The organism is Lactobacillus sp. B4005 (assembly GCF_026536045.1).
Lineage (GTDB): Bacteria > Bacillota > Bacilli > Lactobacillales > Lactobacillaceae > Lactobacillus > Lactobacillus panisapium.
Map to the genome: position 1 here is coordinate 100,693 of NZ_JAFNOZ010000004.1, position 17,686 is coordinate 118,378.

The following is a 17,686-nucleotide window of genomic DNA, read 5'->3' on the forward strand; positions in this document are numbered from 1 at the left end:
AATCTACTCCCAATTAAACTAATTTTCCTTGTTCAATTAAGCTGGCTACTTCCGGCTGAACGTGTTGGTATTTTTTGACCGTTTCTTCATAATCAACAAAGAATAATTTATACCAAACAAGGAATGTATAAATGGTCCAAATCTGGCGGCGGTGTGAACCATCACCTTGATAGTTATCATCTAGCAACTGCAAAATCTTATCTTGCTCGAAAATGTCCTTAACAAATTCTTCGCTGAATAGTTCCCGCACTTGCTTGTAAAAACGTGGTTCTTGCAACCATTCTTTAATTGGTGTTGGGAAACCAAGTTTTGGCCTTTTAGCCCATTCATCTGGCAAAACTTTTTCTGAAGCTTTACGTAAAGCATACTTAGTATCATGCTTATTAACCAAATAATCCGTTGGAATCGAATTAGCCCGTTCCGCAATCTTCTTATCAAGATACGGGACACGTAATTCTAAAGAATGTGCCATCGAGATCTTGTCGGCCTTTTGCTCAATGTCATTAAGCATAAAGTGATGCAAATCGATGTATTGCATTTGCCGCACATTATCAAGGTCTTTAACTTTCTTAAAGTCACTTTGGTAAATGCCATTCACCGTTAGCTTGTTGCGGTATGACGGCTTCAAAATGCTATTGGCATCTTCAGAAGTAAAAATCGTCGGGTAATCCATATCATAGATCACGGATTGACCCACATAGAATTCACTCGGTTCCGCCAAATTAGTGTAGAGATGAACTTTGCCGGGGAAGTTAGGCATCTTCTTAATCTTGTGCGCTAATTTGACCCGGCTCTTCTTCGGCAACTTCTTACACTGCGAAGTAAAAGCCTTAATAACGCTGTTATGCGTGTGCATGCCGTAGTTGACATACCCGGCAAACAATTCATCCGCACCTTCCCCAGAAAGTGCAACCGTGACATGCTTACGGGCCATTTTACACAGATACCACAGTGGAATAATTGACGGATTGGCGTCAGGCTCATCCATGTGATACTGCATTTCCGCAAAATCATGCATGGCTTCATCGGCTTTTACCTTATCCGAGAAAAACTTCCACCCCTTCATATCAGCCAGTGCCTTAGCCTTGGAGGCCTCATCATAGGTAGCATCATCAAAAGAAATTGAAAAAACGTCGTCTGGATTCAAGATACTTGTAATGTAACTTGAATCAACCCCTTCAGATAAGAAAGCACCAACAGGAACGTCAGCATTATGATAGAGCTTAACTGTTTCTTGCAAGTCCTCATTGATCTTATTGACGGTTTCTTCAAAGCTAAGCGTGTTAGCCTTATATTCCGCATCCCAATACTGGTGCGTCTTCATTTCACCATCTTTATATTCAAACCAATGACCAGCAGGAAAACGGTAAATTCCCTTAAAGAAAGTTTCCGTTAAATCATTATATTGGTTCATTAAGTATGGCTTAACAGCTTCAATGTTAAGGCGTCTCTTAAAGCCTGGAAAAGCGAGAAAGCTCTTGATTTCTGAACCAATCATTAAATGGCCGTTTTCATTGCTATAGTATAGCGGCTTGATTCCAAAGAAATCGCGTGCACCATACAATGTCTGGGTATTATCATCCCAGATGGCAAAAGCAAACATGCCACGAACCCGTTTGAGCAAGCCATCCATGTCCCACTCTTCAAAGCCATGAAGAAGTACTTCTGTATCGGATTTAGTGGTAAAAGTATGACCGGCCGCAATCAATTCTTTTCTTAACGGCTTAAAGTTATAGATTTCACCATTAAAAATAATTGCCCGCGTTTTGTCTTCATTATAAATCGGTTGACTACCACCACGTAAGTCAATAATTGACAGACGCCGAAAGCCTAAAGCAACTTTATCATTGGTATAGAGACCATCTGAATCAGGACCACGATGCTTAATTGCCGCCATCATATTGCCGATAGCAGCTTGTTTATCATTTATTTCTGGATTATAAAATGCGACAATTCCGCACATAGCTTATCTTTCCTTAATATTTGTTTATTCTTTTAATTTATGTTTTTAGTTTAACTTTCTTATTATAGGCTAAAAGCCGGGCAAAAACCAAATTGCCCGTCTTTTTTAATTAAATATAAAAAATTCTTCTCTTGCTGGCAGCGCCGTAACCAAAGACCTGAATAAAATGCCGATCAGAGTCAATATTGACAATATAACCTGCGAATTCAGTTTGATGATCAATTTGCCGCTTCCAGTTCTTATTGTACTTAGTCGTTAAAACATGGTTAGGACCCATTAACGCCGAGCAATTAAACAAAATATATTGAATACCGTTAATCCTAAACTGGTCTTCAACATGCCGATGACCGCAAAAGTAAGCAATAATGCGGGCATTTTTGACATTAGTAAAGTCAAAGTCATTTGCCAAGCGAAATTCTGGCGGAATACCACGGCTTGAATGCATTTGCCCTTTTTCACCCTGATTAAAGGCAACAAGCAATTCGTGAAGTGAACGCCCATTATACTTCAAAGCATTCGAGCCTTTGCGGTTAATTGGATTACCATGACTCATGAAGACAATGTTTTTGTTGGAAGATTGCTGCAGAATCTCAATGATTTCTTCAATCTGATCTTCCCTGATTGCTAACGTAATCTTTGCATCATACCGCTTTTGACCTTGTGCATTTAAAATATACGGCAAATCCGAAGTATTGACGGAAATAAAGCGAACATTATCTACATCAAAGTAACAGACACCGTGCTGGCGTGAAATATAATGTAAGCCCTTTTGACGGTACATTGCTGGCCACATGATTTTTTCAAATTCATTTTCGGGAAAAGATGCCTTTAAATCATGTCGCTCATCGTACTTATCGTTTTCATCATGATTACCCTTAATCATCAAGTAAGGAACCTTATCCGACCTAAATGAGTTGCGCAGTTTGATTAATTCACTTTCGCCTAAAAAGCCGGTGTCGGAGCCATCAATCCAATCACCAAGATGGACTTTTAAATCTAACAGGCCTGAATCATCCAAGTAAGAAAATTCATTAACGTGCGTTAAGCCATTCCAGCCATAAAAGTCCGTACTATTGCGGTCTTTATAATGCGTATCGGTGATCACACTAACGTTAACCGAATTTTTACCGGCCCGAATATGACCTTTGACACGCTTAAGAAATTCGTCCAGGTACTCTTCAACGATATACCGGCGACCGGTTTTACGGCTAACAAAAGCGCGGTAACGCTCAAGTTCAGGGCTGAATTCACGAACATATTCCGGTGCCAAGTTGGCAGTCTTTTCTAAACTGAGTGCTTGGTGCAAAACTTCGTCTTCATCCTTATAGACAGTCAGGTTATACGGTTGATTATTAGGCGTATGCTGCTCGCCATCAACGTGATATTCCCCTACCGTCAAGTAATCCTGCATCGGATCAAGCGGAACATTTTTTTCACTAAATAAGTGGTGCAGCTTAGCCCCACTAGCACGATCAAATAAACCTATTGCATACTTAAAAACACTCATCATCTTGCCTCAACCCAAAGAAAAAAGCTGGGCACCTGCCGCAGCTCCAAAAATTATGCGTTGCTTGCCAATGCGTGGGCTGCTAAACCGATTGACAAAACTGCATCTTTAGACAATACTTCTTGTAACACTTTAGGTGCAATTGCTTGAACCGCACCAATTACCTTTAAACTATAAATTACTACATGTAAATCAACTGACTCATTATAAAAATCATCTTCGTAAGGATCCTCATGATTATATGTCAGATTGATTTGATCCTTATTAGCATAACCATCCACATGATTAGTTAAAATTCGATCGTGTAAATCAGTCAACTTATCTGACAAGTCAATCAAAGTTAGTTTATGATCACTCTCAGCTTCATAGTACTGATCTTCCGTCATTTCAAAGTAATCTTTAATCGGATTATGCAATACATGCAGGTTATCAATTGCTTGATAAACAGCCTCTGCGTCAAAATCTGTTTCTTGATTTAAAATACTTTCTTGATTTTCGGCCAAGTTATCGGCCAGAGTCACTGTATCTAACTTTTCCATGGTATCCTCCTAAAGTTTAGTCTATATTATACCAAAAAAACTAGTATTGCACTTTTCAGGAACAAAATTTTTATTCTTTTACAGCCGAATTCAGCAACAGATAAAGAAAATTGTCAGCTAAGCAAATATTGCACCATTTTTTAACTAAAAAAAGGAAAAGGACAATTTTTGCGTAATTAGTTATAACAAGAAAATTTTTTAATTAAAGGAGAAACCAACATGCAAGAAAAAGAACGTTGTCCTTGGAGCAGCATCACCGATTCCTTAATGGTGCAATATCATGACCATGAATGGGGTAAACTTAATTTAGATGAGTCCTACTTATACGAAATGCTGACATTAGAACTATTTCAATCAGGACTTAATTGGTCAGTCATCCTGCATAAGCGGGAAAACTTTCGCCGTGATTTTCACAATTTTATCCCGGCGGAAGTCGCTCAAATGGATGAAAATGACATTAATGATTTAATGCAGGATAATTCCATTGTCCGTAATAGACAAAAGATTACGGCAGCAATTAAGAATGCCCGGGCGATCTTGATCATCGATGCCACGTACGGTAATTTTGCTCATTATCTGCAGGCTTTTTGTAAAACACCGATTGTGCACCATCCGCTAACACAAGAAGATGTTCCTAACACAAATAAAATTGCGCAAAAAATGGCTAAGCAAATGAAAAAAGATGGTTTTTCTTTTGTCGGACCCGTAATTTTATACTCATTCTTACAAGCCGTTGGCTTAGTCAATGACCATCTGGAAAATTGCCCGTTTAAGTATCACGGATGAATTTCTTCTAACTAAATCGTATATGTTGCACACGTTTCTGAGAAAAACCGATACTGACCTATTAATATCGTTAAAATTAAAAATGATATACATTATGTGTAAACTTTTCACTATTATCTCAGCAAAAATACAAATAAAAAGGACGATAATATTATGAATAATTTTGGTAATACGATTCGTAAACTTAGAGTTTCACGTAGAATAACCCAGGAACAGTTAGCAAAGGATCTTTTTAATCGTAGTTCTCTTTCTAAAATTGAACATGAACAATTAGAAGCTTCTTATGAAAACCAGATTCAATTAATTAGGCGTTTAGGACTTACACCTAACGAATTTGAATATATTTGTGACAACTACCATGTTAATAACAAAAATCAGCTTTTACATCGCTTTTTCAACTTAGAAGATAGTAGCGAAACAGACAAAGTTGAGGCATTATTAGATGATTGCATTAAATATGAAAACGATAATGATATCTCACGAATTATCAAAGTTCTTCAATCAGTACTACTATTGAATCAGCCTAGAGGTATTAACCAAGCCAAAAAGTTGGTTCAGCCAATTTGGTATGATTACCTTGCGAAAGTCGACCTTCTCACTATTACCGATATTGCTATTTTAAATACGATTTTGTATGCCTTTGACTACCAAACTGCAAAGGATATTATCAAAAGGATTAGCTATGAAATTGATACTCATTACCCATTTAAAAAAGCGTTAAGAGCTAATATTATGCTAAATCTTTCTTCAATTCAAATGCAGCAGCAAGAATTTGAATCAGCTGTAAGTACCTTAATTAACTTAAAACCTACCCTAAAAAAACTCAGACAATATGACAAATTACTTGTAGCAAATATCAGAATTTCAATTTGTGAAGGTAATAAGGCTAAAGCGCTGAAGCAAGTGAATTTACTTCACCAAATAGATGCCAATAGGTTGGCAACTGCACTAGAACAAGAAATACAGGAATATCTTTAATCTCGTTTCTATTAAAGCGCGTTTTATAAACTTACTAGCCGTTTTTTATCAATTTGAAACATTACTATGCAGTACAGTACAAGTAACAAAGTCACAATACCAGTAACTAATAAGCTAACATTTGCAGTTGGAGCAGTTTCATGTAAAAAATCTGCGGGTGCATAGCTAACAAGATTAGGTAATTTAATAAAGGCATTTAGTAATAACAGGACAGTTTGTAAAATTAAGCTTGAACACATTGCCAAAAACCTATTTTTTATCCATAAAGAAGTGACTACACCAAAAATAGCAAACAGACCGCCCCAAAAGCTGGCAAAGATAATTGATAACAAAGCGTGCAATAACGGATGAGAATAATAAAGTGCGACAAACATCGTATTGATATTGATTACCAAAATATTTTTATTAAGCAAGTTGTCAGGCCTTATGTTAGGTAAAACCATAAACCATGAGCATAAATTAATTAGTAACGGGATAGCAGTAACAATAAAGCCCGTGATAAATGCAATACTAACATATTGGCGTAATACCCGATTGAGCGGTTCATTGAGCTTAAACTTGGATAGCAAACCGCTTTGATAATCGTCTTTTAATAAAGTACTTGCAGGTATGCTGGCCAATAGCGGCAACAAAATAAAAAAGGCAATTGGTGCAAAACTAAAGGAATCAATTCCTAACCAGCGTGTGTATGGCGAATCTTCAGGTGGAATTGTTTTAAGCGGGAAAAATTGTAATCCACTAATAAATACTGCCAGGACTAAAGCGAAAAAGAACCAGCGCTTTTCAAGACGTGACCATAAGAATTTCATAGTTTCTCCTTATTCTAAAAGTAATGAATATTTTACAAAGTGATTTTTAACAGGAACTAAAAAGCTGAAACGCAGTTTTTGTTCCCGCAACTCATAAGAACTGCGAGGAATTGTGAAATATATTGTGTAAGGCTGCTTATAAAGTTTCTTAGTAAGAGCCTTACTTGGATCAACTCGGCGCTGATTCTGATCATAAATATCATTACTTTGGTTACTAATCCCATAAGGATTATTCAAGAACATATTTGTTAGAAAATCTTGATTATTTTTCTTCATCCCATAATTAGGCTGGCCATTTTGTTTAATTGAAAGTTGAATTGTTGCCTTGACTTCCCGCCCAGTTTTCTGGACCTCGGCTTTGTGAATAATAAAACTAGTGTGATATGCATGCACCCATTCGTTTTTATGAAAGATGACTTCCTGTGTAACACCGTGCTGTCTTGGGTGGGCGTTAACCCGCTGATAACGGTAAAAGCCAGCGCAGCCAACTAATACTGCAACAAGTATTGCCAAACACCATAATAACTTTTTATTTTTCATCGTTAATGGTTCCTTCTTTAACGTAGAGCTGATGGGTTGCAACTTGACTGATAAAATCGCGGTCGTGTGAAGCGATAACAAAGGTGGAGCCATTTTCGCGATACTGCTTAATTAGCTTGCTCAATTTCGCAATACTTTCAGTATCAAGCGCATTGGTAGGCTCGTCTAAAACTATCAGCGGATAACTACCCAAAAATGCTTGCGCTATTCCCAGTTTCTGTTTCATACCTAGCGAAAATTTCTTAACTTTTTGTTTGGGAAATCTTGCCAAGTCAAAGTAGTCCAACAAATCTTCGATTTGTTTATTTGAAATATTGGGGTCTAGCTTTGCAAGTAATTCTAAATTTTTAGTTGCAGTAAAGTCCTCAATTAAACTAGGATTTTCAATTAAAATGCCTGCTTTAACGGGGTAAGGGTCCTCAGTTCTTACTGGTTGATTATCGACAGTAACTGTTCCTGAGACCTTGATTAAGCCTAAAATGGTTTTCAGTACTAAAGTTTTACCAGAGCCATTGATTCCTTCTAGGGTGGTAATACTCTTTTGCTCAATATTAGCATTGACATCATGTAAAAGCGGCCGTTTTTTAACAGTTTTGCTTACTTGTTTTAGCTCGATAAAACTCATTTGTTTTCTCCTTAATCTAAATTGATCTAGTGGTTAGAAAATAAATACAAAATAGTAACTACAATAATGGTACATAGCATTGATATTATGTTCGCGTTACCTACTCGCAAAATCATGAGACTGTTCAATGGATTCAGAGGCCACGATGTATAAGCAGTAATAATTAACAAAACTAGTGGAATAACAATGCCTAGTGGTGCGTTATAGCGGCTGATAATTGCCTGAAGCACTAACAATAAAAATGTTCCCCAAAAATTGACGATAAATAATAGAAGCAGAGCTTGCACCCCGTGAAAAGCACCAATGCTTAGTTCCTGTAAATTAAATATCTTAGTACATAAGATCATTAATAGTTCTGCCAATACCGTGAAAACGACAGCTATTACCCCAATTAATTCAAGATTGACAGTTAGAAAATTAAATAATGAGTACTGTTGCCCACGTAATTGGACTCCTCTTACGTGCCAAAGCTCCTGAAAGCTGTTTAACACAATTAAAAGTGGCGTAATGAAATAAATAAGCCAAGAAACAGGCAAATATTTAATTAAATAGTCGGTTCCACGAAACCAAGCTAAATAAAGTGAAAAATGTGGGTTAGCCCTAAATAATGCAGATTGAACAATAATCAAAAGACCAATTAGTACTCCCCAAAACAGAAAGCGATACCGAATTATCTGCCATAAATACAAAAGTTGATCCCAAAATAAATGTTTCATAAAATATCCTTTTTAGCTATGACCAAATTTAATACGGCACCTAGTAGCAAGATTAGTCCCACTAAAACGATTGAAGATAAAAAGGTCATAATCCCTAAGTCTGGTTTGACAAAATCATAGAATAGTGATGGCTTACCATTAATGTTTAACAAGAAAGTCAGACTATTAATACCAAAAATCACAACAAAAGTTATTAATTTTTTATTTGAAAGCAAATAAGTTGTGGCTGTTAAGTAGCCAAAAGATAGTAAAACCAAACACAAGTAAATCATGCGCATTAAGATTCCGAGCCAAGACTTAACAAAAACGGCTAAATAACCACTGGCAATCATCATCGGAATAATGGCGATTAGCCAAATGAGTACCATAATTACGATGGGAATTAAAATACGATAAATAGTTTGCAGGATAAAAACTTTTCGTGTTTGGCAGCATAATGCATCAGCTATGCGGTACTTTAACGTACTTAAAAGCACAATTGTAAAAGTCGGAATTATTCCTAAAAAAATATTATATCTTTGAAAAACGGACTGAATTAATCCGGTCTCAGACGGAACAGTAGATTTTAAAAATGAAAATGCAGCTAATACAAGGCCAACAACTACTAAGGCAAAAAGAGAATAGTTTTTTAAAAAAGCACGGTTGAGAATTGTTTGTTGCCTAATGACATTACGCTGCAATTATTTGTCTCCTTTTAATAAGATTATGAGTCATTGTGATTACAATTAAACAAAATTAATAATTCTTACTATTTCTTCTTATAATACTCCACATTTGTTTTGTAATATGTGCAAAAATTGAACATTTATTTTTTTATGACTTATTATTTTTATTTTAGCATAATTTTCATATCAAATATAACTTGTATACTTTTTCAACTATTTAAAAGAAGAAGGTGAGCAGGTAAGACAGACCAACCTAGTTATTAGGTTGATCTGTTTACCTTGCTTTGCTAATTTGGCTAAAATAAAAACCCTGAAGTTAACGCAACTTCAGGGTCTGCATTATTTAATTTCCTTATTTATTTTTTAGACCAATTTCTTCCGAATCCAACCTGAAATCCAGTCAATAACAATTACCATGATAATGATTCCCAATAAGATAATTCCTACACGATTCCATTGACGATACTGCAGAGCAATAATCAACGGATAACCAATACCACCAGCACCAACTAAACCAAGGATTGAAGCCGAACGAATCGAGACGTCAAAACGATATAAGGTGTTAGAAATTAAGGCAGGCAGCAAGTTAGGCAATGTAGCAAACATTACAATATTAGTCTTTGAGCCTCCAGCTGCAGTTACGGCCTCATTAGGTCCATCGTCCAGATTTTCGATTGCTTCAGAAAAGAGCTTGGCCAGCATCCCCACTGAGTGAAAGCCTAAAGCCAGCACTCCGGCCGCAGATCCTGGGCCGACAGCCTTAATAAACATTAAAGCCAAAACAATTTCTGGAAATGACCGGATAATTGCCAAGACAATCTTGCCAGTTCGCGACACGTACCACTTTTTATGTTTGGTATGTGCTGCCCAAAAGGCAAACGGTAAAGAAATGATGGCTGAAATGAATGTTCCTAAAAAGGCAATACAGACTGTTTCCCACAGCTGTGAAACAAGATCCTCGCCTGTCCCGTTATAAACATAAGACCAATCGGGGTGAAAAATACCCGCAAAAATAGCACCGGCTATCTGCCCAGCTGTTTCTTTAATTCCGCCAAAGTCAATTCCCGTACATGACCAGATGATTAACACAACGGTAATGATTGCCACGCCCCAGTGCAGCAAACGTTTTTTCATATCAACTGGTTTAGGAGGTAATTTTTTCATTGAAGTATCCATTATTTCATCAACGCCTCCCGCGATTTAGACGAAACGTAATCAATTAAGACAACTACCAAAATAATTACGATAATAATTGTTCCTGTCTTTGGGTAGTCGAAAACCTGCAGAGTTTCTTGCAAGTATAGTCCTATCCCGCCGGCACCAATATAACCTAAAACAGTCGAAGCACGAACGTTAATTTCAAAGGCATATAAGCAATATGAAATAAAGTACGTCATTACTTGAGGTAAAACCGCAAAGAAAATAATTTGCAGCTTGTTGGCACCCACAGCCGTCAGCGCTTCAATTGGACCAGGATCAATTGTTTCAATTGCTTCGTAAAAAAGCTTGACCACAATCCCAAAAGTACAAATTGCTAAGGCTAAAATACCGGCAACCGGCCCGATTCCGACAATGGCAACAAAGATTGCACCTAATAACAGATCTGGTACGGTTCTGATAATATTCATGATTATCCGCAAAATACCGGTAACTGCCTTGTTTTTCACGATATTCCGCGCAATAAGCAAAGAATAGATAAAAGCAATAGCAGAACCAATAACTGTCCCCAAGATAGCCATTTTAATGGTTTCTAATAACAGTGGAATAACTGCTCCTAAGTACGACCAATTCGGATGCAGCATTTGTAGAAAAATATCTGCGAACTGACTAAAATTGCTAAACAGCGCACCTAAACTGGTTTTAGTAACCTTGGTTGAAACAATCAGACCAACAATAAAGAGCAGCAGCCAAAATAAGTTTAAAATTTGGAATTTTTTCTTCGGCAAAGCCATTAAATTATCTTGATCTGCCTTACTCATCTTGATCACCACCGCTGTAAATTTGATCAAACGTTTCTTCAGACGTCTCACTCATCTTGCCATCATAAATGATCTCACCCGCGCGTACGCCAATTACCCGTTTACCAAATTCACGTGCTAATTGAACGCTGTGCAAGTTAATTACAACTGTCATGCCGTGTTTTTCGTTTAGCATCTTAAGATCTTGCATTACGCGGCGTGAAGTTTGCGGATCAAGTGAAGCTGTAGGCTCATCGGCTAAGATAATATCTGGGTCTTGAGTCAATACCCGCGCAATTGCAACTCTTTGTTGCTGCCCACCGGATAATTCATCAGCCCGCGAATATACCTTGTCAGCCAAGTCGACCTGTTTAAGTGCATCATAGGCACGCTCTTTATCTTCTTGCGTGAATAGATTCAAGGTACTCTTCCAAGTTGGATAATACCCGACACGACCAGTCAGGACGTTCCGCAAAACACTGGAGCGCTTAACCAGATTAAAGCTCTGAAAGATCATTCCAATATTGCGGCGGAGCATCCGCAATTCTTTACCTTTGGCTTTGGTAATTGATTCACCGTTAATTAAAATATCACCTGCAGTAATATCAATTAACCGGTTAATTGAGCGCAAAAGTGTTGATTTACCAGCACCTGATAGCCCAACAATAACGACAAATTCACCTTTATTGATAGTTAAATTGACGTCTTTTAAACCAACAACATCTTTGCCATAGACTTTTTTAACGTTTTTTAATTCAATTATTGGCTTAACTGCAGAATCTGCCATTATAAACTTCCTTTACCTTTATTTTTTAGTTGATTCGATAATCTTTTCGTATTTACGAACAACATTAAAGTCGCTGTCCTTGCTGGTAACATAGCCTTCATGAGTATAAATACTTTCGATAATCTTTTTACCTTTTTTCGACTTACCAATATCAATAAATGCATTGGCTAACTTCTTACGGAAAGACTTAGACATGCTTGGGACAACAGAAATTGTGTCATTTGGAATTGGCTTAGTGAAGTAAATTGGCACAACTTGGCTCATGATCTTCGGGTTGTCCTTCTTAACAATTGTCCGCGCATCTTCGAAAACAAAGGCAGCATCAGTATCTCCATTAAGAACGTTTAACACAGATTGATCTTGACCAGTAACAGTTACTAACTTGCAGTTCTTCCTAACATCAAGCCCTTTTTCCTTTAATTCAGCGATTGGGTAAACATAACCAGCTGAAGAAGTTGGGCTTTGAATAGAGATTGATTTACCCTTTAAGTCTTTCCATGACTTGATGTTAGAGCCCTTTTTAACTAGAATTTCTGCACGATAAGTGTTAACTAAATTCTTGGTTGGACGACCGCCTGGCTGCTTAACACCATATCTTTGTGCTTGAAGCAAAACATCAGCAGCATTTTGTTTATGAGCTAAAACATAGCCATTTGGTGGCAGAAAACCAACATCAACTTTCTTTGACTTCATTGCTTCTACAACCGTGTTGTAATCAGTTGACATTGAAACATGAACTGGAATACCTAAACGATCGGATAACATCTTTTCAAGTGGCTTAGCACGAGATTCCAGCTCAGTTGCAGCTTGACTAGGCACAAATTGAACATTTAATTCTTTTGGTGTGCCGCTGCTTTTTTCGTTTTTGCTTTTACCTGAACAAGCAGTTGCCATAACTGCTACTAATAAAGCAGCAGCGCCAGCTAACAATTTTCTAAATTTTTTCATCATGCCCTCCCAGACATAAAAAAAGACTTAATCTAATAACACTAACGTGAAATTATCTTTAAGTCTTTTAATACATTATTAATTAAGAAACGAACAATACCCTCTTTTGTAAGGGAACGAAAAAAGTAACTAACAAAAATACCAATGCACGCTGCGCGCAATTCATACTTTTGCATGTTTTCTCACTCTCCCTTCGCCAGTCCGTAATTATTCTTACAAATAATATCAGAAATGTTTTGTTTAGAAAAGTAATTTGTTGGAAAACTTTCTTTTTTACAAAAAAGAATGACTATTTCTTAACAATTACCAACAAGGCTATTTTTTGGTTGATGCAATAATCTTATTGTATTGCCGGATAATATCATAGTCGCTGTCCTTAGCGTAGGTATAGCCTTCCTGATTGTAGACACTCTCAATAATCTTTTTACCTTCTTTAGATTTGGCAATTGAAATAAATGCCTTAGCAAGTTTCCTTTGGAAAGCCTTCGGTAAACTAGGAATTACTGAAATAGTATCATTCGGGATTTTTTGTGAGAAGTAAATTGGCACAACTTGACTCATAATCTTAGGTTCATCGCTTTTGACGTTGTTACGGGCATCTTCAAAGACAAAAGCAGCATCAGTATCACCGTTTAGCACGTTCAAGACGCCTTGATCAGCTCCTTTAACAGAGACAATCTTACAACTCTTGGTGACATCAAGCCCCTTCTTCTTCAATTCAGCAACTGGGAACACGTAACCTGAATCCGAAGTAATGTCTTGAACAGAAATTGATTTACCTTTTAAATCTTTCCAGCTCTTAATTGATGAGCCCTTTTTAACGACAATCTCACTGCGATAAGAATTAACCAGTTTTTTAGTGGCTACACCGCCTGGCTGCTTAATGCCATAACGAACAGATTGCAATAATAAGTCAGCTGCCCTCTGCTTATGCGCCATAATATAAGCATCTGATGGTAAGAAACCAACATCAACTTTCTTAGATTTCATCGCTTCAACTAAACCATTGTAGTCAGTCGACATTGAGACATGAACCGGGATGCCAAGGCGTTTTGACAATAATTTTTCCATTGGCTTAGCCCGTGCTTCAAGCTTGTTAGCAGCAACACTGGGCACAAATTGAACATTTAATGACTTGGGCGTGGCATTGGTTTTTGAACTTGTTTTATTACTTGAACAAGCCGTTATGCCAAAGGTTAATAATAGCAAGCAAGTTGCTAACAGAAACTTCTTGATTTTCGATATTTTCATTTTTTGACTCCTAAAAAAATTTGACCTATTTTTTGCTACTAAATGTCGCAGATTAGTCCCAAGGTCTTTTACTGGGCAATTAACCTGAACACTAAATAATTGACAGCCACTTACATGTAGTAATTTTAAGATCTCATCTTCTTTCTTAACTGCGACAAAAACTAACCAAAATAAAAGGACAAAATGTAACCCAAATTACATTTTGTCCCAATTAAAATAATTATAAGCAAAACAAACAACTAAAATTCTGCTTACGGACAAAGATGGCTGTAAAAAGTTCCTGGCTATTACTTTTTTAAAGTTCATCATCTTAAACCTTCCTTTAGCAAAATTTACGTTCATTTCATGAAAATAATAGCATAAATATTCGCAATAGTGTAATAAAATACTGGTAATCTTTTCATTAAGCCCTTATTATAATGCTAATCACGAACATAATTAGCAATGATTTGTAACAGACAAAAAAGGCATCTGATTTAAGTCAGATACCTCTAATTTTATTTTATTGGTTTATTATCAATATCAGTTCTAACGATTAAAACATCAGCTAAAGCATGTTGGTTTACATACTCAGTTACCGATCCCATTAGCATTCGTTCAACGGCATTTAAGCCTGTTGCTCCCATAATAATTAGATTATCGTGGTGATCCTTAACAAAATCATAGGAGATAATCGCTTTTGGACTACCATAGCGAATGTGATAGTCGATATCGTCAAAGTTTAAATTATCATGAGCCCAATCTTTGAGACTCTTTAAATATTTTTCTGCATCTTGGGTCATTTGATAAACAGTGTCACCTGTAATCAGTGTATCCTGCATTTCACCCAAGAATTGCCTCGTATCAATTACATTTAACACATCAACATGAGCATTTTCTGTTATGGCAATTTTAACCGCTTTATCAAAGGATCTTTCAGCTGACTCTGAACCATCAACTGGAACTAAAATCTTGTCTTGTTTCATACTTATGTCCTCACCCTTTAGAAAATACAATTTTCTTCTCAATCCATTTTAACATAATTTTGCAAACAGCTACTTTTTTTCTAATTGTTTGCGCCAGCGTTTATTGCTAAAATGGTATTTAAATGTCACAAGATAAGGGTGGATAATTCAATGACCATAAATTTAGCAAATCAGCTACTTGATATTAAGAACGGCCGCAATTTTCGTGAATTAGGCGGCTACCAAACTAAGGATGGCAAGACCATCAAAAAGCACAAACTGCTTAGAACTGCCAATCTAGCAACACTTAGCGAACAAGACTTGAAGTTTTTACAAGATTACGGTGTCAAGTATATCGTCGACTTCAGGAGTAAAGAAGAAGTAGAAAAAGAACCTGATCGTGTTCCGACCGGTGCTACTTATGACTTCGATCCTGTCTTTAGTGAAGATTTAACCGATTCATCCAAGGGCATCAACGAGATTTTAAGCGAAAAAGAAGAAGATCCTAAAGCAGGCTACAACCACATGTTTCTTGCATATGATGACATGATTAAGAGCGAGTCGGCGCAAAAGGCCTACCGCAATTTCTTTGATATTTTATTGGCAAATGACGAGGAAGGCAAAAGCGTAATTTTCCACTGTACTGCCGGCAAAGACCGAACTGGATTCGCTGCACTACTTGCTTTATCTGCTTTAGGTGTCCCACCGGAAACAATTAAGCAAGATTACATGTTTACTAATGAAGCTACGAAAGACTTCGTGCAAGACTTTTTACAAAAAGCCAAGGCAGAAGGCGCTAATGAAACCAGCTTGAGCATTTTACACGATTTACAAACTGTTTATCCCCAATACATCGATCACGTTATTGATACATTAAATAAAAATTATGGTGGCGTAGAAAACTACTTAAGTGATATGATGAAATTGACTGATGACGAGATCAGTAAATTACGTAAAATTTATCTTAGTTAATTAAAGACAAAGGAGAAAATGATGGGAAAAGCGAAAACCGTTTACTTTGGTGCTGGCTGGTTCAACGATAAGCAAAACAAGGCTTACAATGATGCAATGAAAGCATTAGAAGCTAATCCAACCATCGACCTTGAAAACAGTTATGTTCCTTTGGATAATCAATACAAGGGAATTGATGTCGGCAAACATCCAGAATACTTACACAATCGCGAATGGGCAACTGCTACTTACCGGGGCGATTTAACTGGAATCAAAGCTAGTGACATCATGATTGGTGTTTACTTACCAGATGAAGAAGATGTTGGCTTAGGGATGGAATTAGGCTATGCCATGTCACAAGGCAAGTACGTGGTTTTAGTTATCCCTGACGAGGATTACGGTAAGCCAATCAACTTAATGAGCTGGGGCGTTTGCGATAACGCTGTTAAGATGAGTGAATTAAAAGACTTTGACTTCGATAAGGCACGATTCAACTTCTACGATGGTGCTGTTTACTAAATTTAATAATTAAAAAAAGTTCTGCTAATAGTTGCAGAGCTTTTTTTGTCCAATTTTTTATGTGATTTCAAACATTAGTCTTTAGCTACCCGCTTTAAAAATACTTCTAATAATAATTATTTTTATCTTGATAATTATTTCTAATGCTATATTATATATAATATAGCATCGAAAGTATTAAATATAGATTTACAAATAGCAGGAGAAAATCAATGAATAAAAGACATAAGCTTTATATAGTATCCGCCGTAATTGTTGTCTTATTAATTGCCATAGGATGGTGGCAATATAATTCACACAACTATACTACTGGTAATCAAACTAGTATTCAAAAAACCACACATTCTTCTAAACATGAAAAAGATAACGATAAAGATGAACAAACAAAAACATCTAATGTCAAAGAATTTAATGAAGTTGACTTCCACACATCTGAGCCAGAGATTCAAATATCACAAGGAAAAAAATACCAAGTAACAATTGTGGGTACTGAACCACAAAAAATAAAAGCTAATGTCAAAAACGGAAAATTAACAGTTAGCGATAATGGCGAGCGGGCTTACAAGCACGATGACGGTATGTATCAAGTTATTATCTTAGTTCCAAATACAAGTAATATTAAAAAAGTAGCTGGTTTTAGCTACATGGGAAGTGTTAAGTTAGATGGTCTCAATATCGATAATATTAAGATGAAATCAGCCTATGGCGATATAAACTTGAATAACATCAAAACAGAGAATGCTGTTCTTAGATTAAAAGAAGGTGATCTCAATCTTTCTAAATCAATTCTTAAAAATGGAAGTTTAACTTCTACTGACTCTGATATAAATATTACAAATAGTCAGTTTAAAGCAAACGGAAAAACAGAGACCGGCAATTTCAAAATTAAAAAGTCCAAAATATTAGGTAATAGTAAGTTAGTTTCAACTTACGGTAACTTTAAAGTAAACAATTTATCGAAAATAAGCTATGATTTAAAAACCGGTCCTACAGCTGACATATCATTCTTTGGCGACCATAAACTATCTCTGTTTTATCATGTTGAAACTGGTGCACCAACATTAAAGATACGTAGTAAAAACGGGGATATCAAGATTTTCTAACTTCTGACCGACTTATTTTTTTAAAGATTAGAAAGCAAGCAAAAAACTAGATAGGCACTCATAAAAACCATTCGTACAAATGTTACGGTTCCATAAT

19 protein-coding genes are annotated in these 17,686 nt (G+C 36.4%); 5 read left to right on the top strand and 14 right to left on the bottom strand.

All coding sequences use genetic code 11. The features are described 5' to 3' along the window. Positions 1 to 13 precede the first annotated feature (13 nt). The 3 genes from asnB to J3U73_RS08545 form a co-directional block, all read right to left on the bottom strand. Positions 14 to 1,963 carry an asparagine synthase (glutamine-hydrolyzing) gene (gene asnB / locus J3U73_RS08535; protein WP_267410171.1) on the bottom strand — a complete coding sequence of 650 codons (1,950 nt, stop codon included), beginning with the start codon at positions 1,961 to 1,963 and terminating at the stop codon, positions 14 to 16. A gap of 109 nt (positions 1,964 to 2,072) precedes the next feature. Further along, on the bottom strand, positions 2,073 to 3,470 hold the full coding sequence (locus J3U73_RS08540; protein WP_267410172.1) for a metallophosphoesterase: 1,398 nt from the start codon (positions 3,468 to 3,470) through the stop codon (positions 2,073 to 2,075). Positions 3,471 to 3,523: 53 nt separating this feature from the next. Beyond that, complete coding sequence (locus tag J3U73_RS08545; RefSeq protein ID WP_103753013.1) at positions 3,524 to 4,009, bottom strand: hypothetical protein; 486 nt, start codon at positions 4,007 to 4,009, stop codon at positions 3,524 to 3,526. Positions 4,010 to 4,228: 219 nt separating this feature from the next. On the opposite strand from J3U73_RS08545, the gene J3U73_RS08550 reads away from it, so the two are divergent. Beyond that, positions 4,229 to 4,795 (top strand): DNA-3-methyladenine glycosylase I, encoded by a 567-nt coding sequence (locus tag J3U73_RS08550; RefSeq protein ID WP_267410173.1) that lies wholly within the window; start codon positions 4,229 to 4,231, stop codon positions 4,793 to 4,795. A 153-nt stretch (positions 4,796 to 4,948) separates the two neighbouring features. Further along, positions 4,949 to 5,773 carry a helix-turn-helix domain-containing protein gene (locus J3U73_RS08555; RefSeq protein WP_267410174.1) on the top strand — a complete coding sequence of 275 codons (825 nt, stop codon included), beginning with the start codon at positions 4,949 to 4,951 and terminating at the stop codon, positions 5,771 to 5,773. Between the two features lie 23 nt (positions 5,774 to 5,796). On the opposite strand, the gene J3U73_RS08560 is transcribed toward J3U73_RS08555, so the two are convergent. The 11 genes from J3U73_RS08560 to J3U73_RS08610 all read right to left on the bottom strand — a co-directional run bounded on the left by J3U73_RS08560 (position 5,797) and on the right by J3U73_RS08610 (position 15,037). Beyond that, a complete protein-coding gene (locus J3U73_RS08560; protein WP_267410175.1) occupies positions 5,797 to 6,582 on the bottom strand; it encodes a hypothetical protein in 786 nt (261 codons plus the stop codon). Positions 6,583 to 6,591: 9 nt separating this feature from the next. Further along, positions 6,592 to 7,122, bottom strand: a complete 531-nt coding sequence (locus tag J3U73_RS08565) for a hypothetical protein (RefSeq protein ID WP_267410176.1) — start codon at positions 7,120 to 7,122, stop codon at positions 6,592 to 6,594. Further along, entirely contained in the window at positions 7,112 to 7,747 is a 636-nt protein-coding gene (locus J3U73_RS08570; protein ID WP_220220256.1) for an ATP-binding cassette domain-containing protein, read from the bottom strand. The genes J3U73_RS08565 and J3U73_RS08570 overlap by 11 nt, the downstream gene beginning before the upstream one ends. Before the next feature lie 26 nt (positions 7,748 to 7,773). Further along, positions 7,774 to 8,463: a hypothetical protein gene (locus J3U73_RS08575; RefSeq protein ID WP_267410177.1), complete on the bottom strand. Its 690-nt coding sequence runs from the start codon at positions 8,461 to 8,463 to the stop codon at positions 7,774 to 7,776. Continuing rightward, on the bottom strand, positions 8,460 to 9,143 hold the full coding sequence (locus J3U73_RS08580) for a hypothetical protein (protein ID WP_220232398.1): 684 nt from the start codon (positions 9,141 to 9,143) through the stop codon (positions 8,460 to 8,462). Before J3U73_RS08580 ends, J3U73_RS08575 begins: the two co-directional genes overlap by 4 nt. 348 nt (positions 9,144 to 9,491) lie before the next feature. After that, entirely contained in the window at positions 9,492 to 10,304 is an 813-nt protein-coding gene (phnE, locus tag J3U73_RS08585; RefSeq protein ID WP_103753021.1) for a phosphonate ABC transporter, permease protein PhnE, read from the bottom strand. Next, positions 10,304 to 11,107: a phosphonate ABC transporter, permease protein PhnE gene (gene phnE / locus J3U73_RS08590; protein WP_220268606.1), complete on the bottom strand. Its 804-nt coding sequence runs from the start codon at positions 11,105 to 11,107 to the stop codon at positions 10,304 to 10,306. Before phnE (J3U73_RS08590) ends, phnE (J3U73_RS08585) begins: the two co-directional genes overlap by 1 nt. Next, positions 11,100 to 11,873, bottom strand: coding sequence for a phosphonate ABC transporter ATP-binding protein (gene phnC / locus J3U73_RS08595; protein ID WP_220268607.1), 774 nt, complete (start codon positions 11,871 to 11,873; stop codon positions 11,100 to 11,102). Before phnC ends, phnE (J3U73_RS08590) begins: the two co-directional genes overlap by 8 nt. Before the next feature lie 18 nt (positions 11,874 to 11,891). Continuing rightward, positions 11,892 to 12,821: a phosphate/phosphite/phosphonate ABC transporter substrate-binding protein gene (locus tag J3U73_RS08600; protein ID WP_267410178.1), complete on the bottom strand. Its 930-nt coding sequence runs from the start codon at positions 12,819 to 12,821 to the stop codon at positions 11,892 to 11,894. 315 nt (positions 12,822 to 13,136) lie between these two features. After that, positions 13,137 to 14,066: a phosphate/phosphite/phosphonate ABC transporter substrate-binding protein gene (locus J3U73_RS08605; RefSeq protein WP_267410194.1), complete on the bottom strand. Its 930-nt coding sequence runs from the start codon at positions 14,064 to 14,066 to the stop codon at positions 13,137 to 13,139. A gap of 503 nt (positions 14,067 to 14,569) precedes the next feature. After that, on the bottom strand, positions 14,570 to 15,037 hold the full coding sequence (locus J3U73_RS08610) for a universal stress protein (protein WP_220220259.1): 468 nt from the start codon (positions 15,035 to 15,037) through the stop codon (positions 14,570 to 14,572). Positions 15,038 to 15,187: 150 nt separating this feature from the next. Between J3U73_RS08610 and J3U73_RS08615 the strand changes: the two genes are divergently transcribed. From J3U73_RS08615 to J3U73_RS08625, 3 genes are all read left to right on the top strand, one after another. Beyond that, entirely contained in the window at positions 15,188 to 15,988 is an 801-nt protein-coding gene (locus J3U73_RS08615) for a tyrosine-protein phosphatase (RefSeq protein ID WP_220268610.1), read from the top strand. 21 nt (positions 15,989 to 16,009) lie between these two features. Continuing rightward, a complete protein-coding gene (locus J3U73_RS08620) occupies positions 16,010 to 16,486 on the top strand; it encodes a nucleoside 2-deoxyribosyltransferase (protein WP_267393677.1) in 477 nt (158 codons plus the stop codon). Between the two features lie 212 nt (positions 16,487 to 16,698). After that, a complete protein-coding gene (locus J3U73_RS08625; protein WP_267410179.1) occupies positions 16,699 to 17,589 on the top strand; it encodes a DUF4097 family beta strand repeat-containing protein in 891 nt (296 codons plus the stop codon). Positions 17,590 to 17,686 lie beyond the last annotated feature (97 nt).